The organism is Anaerovibrio sp., from assembly GCF_051866355.1.
In the GTDB taxonomy this organism is placed as follows: domain Bacteria; phylum Bacillota; class Negativicutes; order Selenomonadales; family Selenomonadaceae; genus Anaerovibrio.
Genome location: NZ_JBJDWZ010000181.1, coordinates 1 through 5955 on the forward strand (window position 1 = coordinate 1; position 5955 = coordinate 5955).

At 52.0% G+C, this 5955-nt stretch carries 6 protein-coding genes; all 6 read right to left on the bottom strand.

The genetic code is table 11. The annotated features are described in order from the left end of the window. From ACI3UA_RS09565 to ACI3UA_RS09590, 6 genes are read right to left on the bottom strand one after another with little or no spacing between them, the layout of a single operon-like run. The gene (locus ACI3UA_RS09565; protein ID WP_439724590.1) at positions 1-1638 is read right to left on the bottom strand and encodes a DUF4127 family protein; all 1638 of its coding nucleotides are present in this window, start codon (positions 1636-1638) and stop codon (positions 1-3) included. Continuing rightward, positions 1635-2381: a hypothetical protein gene (locus tag ACI3UA_RS09570; protein WP_439724591.1), complete on the bottom strand. Its 747-nt coding sequence runs from the start codon at positions 2379-2381 to the stop codon at positions 1635-1637. The genes ACI3UA_RS09565 and ACI3UA_RS09570 overlap by 4 nt, the downstream gene beginning before the upstream one ends. A gap of 47 nt (positions 2382-2428) precedes the next feature. Then, on the bottom strand, positions 2429-3232 hold the full coding sequence (locus ACI3UA_RS09575; RefSeq protein ID WP_439724592.1) for a DUF2225 domain-containing protein: 804 nt from the start codon (positions 3230-3232) through the stop codon (positions 2429-2431). 24 nt (positions 3233-3256) lie between these two features. Continuing rightward, complete coding sequence (locus tag ACI3UA_RS09580; protein ID WP_439724593.1) at positions 3257-3883, bottom strand: hypothetical protein; 627 nt, start codon at positions 3881-3883, stop codon at positions 3257-3259. A 17-nt stretch (positions 3884-3900) separates the two neighbouring features. Then, positions 3901-4842 (bottom strand): homoserine O-acetyltransferase MetA, encoded by a 942-nt coding sequence (metA, locus tag ACI3UA_RS09585; protein ID WP_439724594.1) that lies wholly within the window; start codon positions 4840-4842, stop codon positions 3901-3903. A 42-nt stretch (positions 4843-4884) separates the two neighbouring features. After that, positions 4885-5784, bottom strand: a complete 900-nt coding sequence (locus ACI3UA_RS09590; protein ID WP_439724595.1) for a hypothetical protein — start codon at positions 5782-5784, stop codon at positions 4885-4887. Positions 5785-5955 lie beyond the last annotated feature (171 nt).

Consider the following 5955-nt stretch of genomic DNA (forward strand, 5'->3'; position numbering starts at 1 on the left):
TTAAAACTGCGGATAGCACTCAAACAGCCTGTTCCACGGCATAGTCACCTTTATCTGCTTCACATCCACGAACTGCGGCAGATTCCATCTGGCGAAGGTCTGCAGGCGCAGCGTTGCCGAAGCCTCGGCCTGGGCCCGCTTCTCGTTGAGATTGCCGCCACTGCCCTGTCCCTTGAAATAGCCCAGGGTTGCAGACAGGTTCTGCCTTACGTTGGCCTGATAGCCCCAGTCCTCCAGATAGCGGGTATAGAGCAGGCGCTTGCGCCCCTCATCCGATATCCGCGGCATCAGCATGCCCTGCCCCAGCACAAATCCGGTGCTGTTGGTAGGGGTGTTCCAGCCGGAATAGGCCTGCAGGCGGAACAGAAGCTTCCTGTCCCTGAGCGCGGCCATCAGGGCATTGTCAGAGCCATTGGCAAAGGCTATATCGGCAATCCCCACAGGGCGCCCCTCTGTCAGCTCCTCTTCCACCATCCCCATGAAATATCTGGTGGAAAACCTGCTCTTCTCCGTATTTTCAGCATCGTTGGCCTCGTAGGTTTCCCCGTTGGGATTGGTGTTCACCAAAAGCACCAGATCCGCCCTTGCCGGGGTGGTTACATACACGCCGCCGGCCATGATTACATGGGAGCGGATGGTTTTGTCTATGGCCTCGTCAGAATAGGATGGCACAACCCGCGCCCCTTCGCCCATGTTGTAGCGCACATGGACAAAAGGCATTACCGAATCAAGGTCATTGACTGCCCTGGTCAGAAGAAGCATGCCGAACTCATCTATACCGGCCATGTTGTTGAACCGCGTCCTGCCCAGCTCCTTGCCATATTCGCTGAGCCAGCGGCTTTCCCTGTGGGTCTGGGAATACGGGGCATTATCATCACGCCCCAGGCAGAAGTAGGAAAACGTCCCTGCCTTGGCTAAATCAATCATGGCCTTGTTGACTGCCAGATTCTTGCTGCGGCGGCTCATCCAATCATCAATGGCCTCCTGCGGCAAGAACTCCGTCAAAAATTTCAGTTCCTTCTTTTCCCGCTTGGTCAGGCCCTCTACCTCTTCCTTGTCCTTCAGGGCCGTGTAGCGGAAAATATCCGTGCCATAGCTGAAATAATAGCCCGGCTCCTCACTGCCCGATGCCTCGCCGGTACGCGGCGTCCTCATAATCGAGGAAAAAACATACATAGGCACCTTTGGATGGGAATCCTTGAACTCCTGAAATTTCTTCACCCGCGCCAAAAGCGTGCTCTGGGCTATGTGATGCTTTCTGGAGCCCACAAGGCTGCCATAAATCATGGAATCGCCGGAAATCACCACGGCCTTGATGCCCGGTAATGGCTTGTATGGCGGCTTCTTGTCCTTTTTGTGCGGCACGGTGGTATTGTCCTCCAGCCACTGCCAGAGCTTGTCCGCATCCCCCATGTTGCTGTTGCTGCCCAGAAGCTCATCCGGCGGCACTACCACATTATAGCCCAGCTGGCGTATGGTATCAGCCGTTTCCACATCGGAAATCGGCCTGTTGTCGTGAGGAATATATATAATTGTTCCTTTGTTCTTTGGCGCTTCCTTTGTCTTGGCCACAGCCATTCCGCTGCAGGCCGTCAAAAAAAACGACAGGCACAGCAGCAGCACTGCTATCTTTTTCATTTGGCTTCATTTCCCTCCTGTGTATTGCGGCGGAGCAGCAAATCCAGAGCTGCCACCTGAATCTCCTGCGGAATGTTCAGCCTCGTTTCAAACATGATGTAGCCATCATGAGGCACAGCATTCTTTATCTCCAGCATATCCAGAAGCCTGTAGCCCTTGATTTGCGCTTCTGCCAGCTCCGACTGCTCCAGAGCCTTCCTGCAGTCTACCGTAATATAATTGCCCTTAATCGTGGTAGGCAGGCTCTCCCCCAGGTCAAACCTGCCAAACAGCTTCTGGGCCATCGACATGGAAATACGTGAAAAGAACCACGAGGCAAGCCCATGGTCCTTCAAAGCTCTCTCCTTGACGCGATAGGTTACGTGGGAATCCGACCCGTTATGCACAAATTCCTCAATCGTACCGGAAAACTCCAGCCTGCCCATTTTCCTCGTATTGGCAAAAATCTCCAGCCTGCCGTTTTCCTTTGAGGTCAGGCGCAGCTCCGTCACCGGCAGCTCCACAGCCTCCCTGTTCTCCGCATTATCTGCATTTTCATCACTGCCCAGCAGCCTGTCAGCAATGGCCTCATTGATGACCGAATCCGGCACGGAAACCTTGCCCTGCATGATTTCCTTCAAGGTTTCATTGCTCCATGTATGCTGTATTATCTTCCAGGCCGGCTGATAATCCTCCACAGCCGCCGAAATGCTTTCCGCGCTGATGCCCGGAAAATACTCGGCTATAATTGCCGGCATATCCATAATTCATCACCTGTCCCACACTATCCTGTCAATGCCTGCCCCGTCCGTCAGCCGAACCAGCGGCTGAAACCTGTCTTTTTCTTGGCCGGTGCCGCCTTCTTTGCCGGTGCATCCGCTCCGGCCTTTGCCTCGCGCTTTTCGCCTGCCCCGTCAGCGTCCTTCTCTTCCTGCTCACGGCCGCTCTCCCGGACAGCCTGCCACAGACGGCGCGCATCGCGGTAAATCTTATCCTCTGCCACAGGACTGCGGTTTTTCTCGTCCACCAGACGGCTCAGATAAAGCACAGCCTTGTCACGTACCCCCAAATCAGCGTACAGGGCGCCAATCAGGTACATCACCATGCTGTCTGTAAGGGTATCAATCGGATAACGCTCCGTTTCCAGAGAGCGCACATAGAGATTCAGTGCCTTCTCTATGTATATCATTTCCTTTTCCCTGTTGCCGGACAATCTGTAAATCCATGCCAGCCGAAGCGTAATGCCGGCCCGTCTGGCCAGCGGCGCCTTCAATGTTTCGGCACAGAATATGGCCAGCTTGACAGCCGCAATGCCATCCGGCACATCACGCTCCTCATGAAAATCAAAATGCACATTTTTTTCCACGAGGGCATTGCCCATCAGCTCCCGCCTGCTCATAGGCAGAGCCGTCAGGAACACCTTTTCATCCGCGGCAAAGCCACAATGCTCACACACCCAGATATGATACAGATACGGGTCAAAATCACGGTAGTGACAGCAATAATCGTTATCCACCTGCGTGGCCACCAGACGCGACTTCACCTTGACCACACGGGTGCTCTTGCCGCAAACAGGACACGTTTTTTCCACTACAAAAGTAAACTCTGTCGCCATGCTAACCTCTTCCTGCCTCTACTTCTACTCATTATCCTCCGGCCTGTCCGGCTTGTGGGCCTCGCGATAAGCCTCCTGCGCCTCTGCCAGCTGTGCTTTCAGCGCCTCGTCCAAATCGCCTCTGGTGCGCTCAGCCAGAACCAGCTGATTGCGCAGGGCATAGTCAATAATCCTGTCATAGAATCTGGCATCCAGACTTTTTTCCGACAGCTCTTCGAGGCTTACCTCCACATCGGTCTTGACCACCTCAATGGCCGTCCAGGTAGAATCCAGATAGTCAATCTCCTGCACGCTGACCTTTTTTTCGGCCAGATTGATGACGAGATACTCCGAAACCCCCACAAAATCATCAAAGCCCGCCAGTGACTTGCCATTCCAGCGGCGCTTGGCCACCACATCGTTTATCATCACATCATCGAAGGTTTTCAGCACGGGAACCACCAGCAGATTGGTATCCACATTCCCCTCCGCATCGGTTTCATAGCATATCTGCTGTTTGTTGAAAAAATAGTTGGTCCGGGCAGAGGACTGCACCCAGCGGAAAATATTCTCCGGCACATACGGCGACGCCTCAGCCGGACTTATCGGATTCGCGCAAAAGGAAAAGCTCCACAGAGCCGCCCCCGCAACCAGCAAACGCTTATAATTCATTAAACTCACCCTGTCTTTTAAATATTGTCCTGATAACGGCAAAGACTGTCCAGCTCATAAGGAGTTTCCTGATAGACATAGTAGTTCAGCCAGTTGGAAAACAACAGGTTTGCCACCGAGCGCCAGCGCACCACAGGCATGCGTGACGGGTCATCATCAGGATAATAGTTCTTTGGCACGTTGACATTCGGCATGCCTGCCGCCATATCCCTGTCATATTCTTCTTTCAGGGATAAAGGGTCATACTCTGCATGTCCGGTAATAAAAAACTGCCTCTGCTCAAGATTGGCAATGGCATACACCCCGGCCTCGTCCTCCGACTCGGCCAGAATCGTCAGCTCCTCCACCTTCTCAACATCCGCCCTGCGTATTTCCGTATGCCGGGAATGAGGCACATAAAACTCATCATCAAAGCCTCTGAACAAGGGTTCATTTTTCTGGCAGAGGTGATGCTTGTACACGCCAAAAATCTTGGGAGCCACATCGTACTTGGGAATCCCGTAATGGTAATACAGCCCCGCCTGCGCTCCCCAGCAGATGTGAAAGGTGGAATACACATGGCTCTTGCTCCACTCCATGATTTCCGAAACCTCTTCCCAGTAGGCTACATCCTCAAAGGGCATCTGCTCCACCGGCGCCCCGGTGATAATAAATCCGTCGTATTTTTTGTGCCGCACCTCGGCAAAGGTGCCGTAGAACTCCGTCAGATAATCCTGAGAGGTATGGGTCGGCACATAGGACTCGGTATATATAAAGTCGACCTCCACCTGCAGGGGCGTATTGCCCAGCAGACGCAGCAGCTGGGTTTCCGTGACCTGCTTGACCGGCATCAGATTCAGAATCAGGAGCCGCAGGGGACGGATGTCCTGACTGTAGGCCCTGTCTGAATCCATGATAAAAATATGTTCTTTTTCCAGAATTGCCGCCGCCGGCAAATCATTTGGTATCTTAATCGGCATTTATTATTAACTCCCCATATTTACATGATTTCCCACCACAGCTCAGTGACTGATGGATTCGTAATCATCCAGGCTGTACCTGTGCACCCATTTCATGTGGGAATTTTCGTAGGTACGCAGCTGGTTCAGTTCCTTTTCCTCGTTTGAGCCCTTAGCTATGGCATGATATGCTCCGTCCGTTTCCTTGTCGGTATAATCCTTCCAGCCTTCGCGGGCATTCCAGTGCTGATAACGGACAACCTTGCTGGTGTACTGCGGAATATTGATTGCCTTCTTCAAAAAGCGTATTTCTATAACCTCACCGCTGGCAGACTTGCACTCCTGCCACTCCCAGAAGATGATATTCTCGCCGTTGACGCGCATGGTGGTCGTGTCCGCCATGCAGTTCACATAACTGCCGCCAGACAGGCTATCCTGCCACAGAAGCAGCCATCTGTCCGATGCGCCGCGGCGTTCCACCTCGCCCATGCCAAAAACACTATCCACAATGTAGGCATAAAAATCCTCGTCAAACTCCTGCGAGTTCATCTCCTTGTACTTCAACGGCTGATACTGCTTGCTCCACAGCTTTACACCATTCTTATCATAAAAGGTTTCAGTCAGGTAGGCCAGCACCCTCGTCTGCGGGCATATCTGCACGGTCGCCAGACTGTACGCCAAATCATTCGGCCTGATATCCTTTATGCCGTAATTGTCAAGGGTTTCCTTGGCTCCCCCATAGCTGTAGGTGGTTTTGGTTACGGCCGTAATTCTGGTGGCAATGCCCCCGAAGGCTTCCTGCACCTTGACCTTGGAAGTATCGTAATACTTTGTATAGTTATTATCCGAAGATATCCAATACCACGAATCGGCGGCCGCCTCAGCCGTGCTGTGCATGACAGTGCTGCACATAGCCATAGTCAAAAACAAAACAGCGTAAAAAATAGAAAAACAGTACCTCATGACAACACCCTCTTTTCCAAAAATATACCCCTTTTATACATACTGCGTATATAAAAACATATACTTTAATTATTTTATCATATTTCGCCAATATTTACCACATTTTGTATGTGGGGAAATTCCAGTTTATCGTAGTGCTTGTATGATACTTTGGTGATATAAAAAAATAGT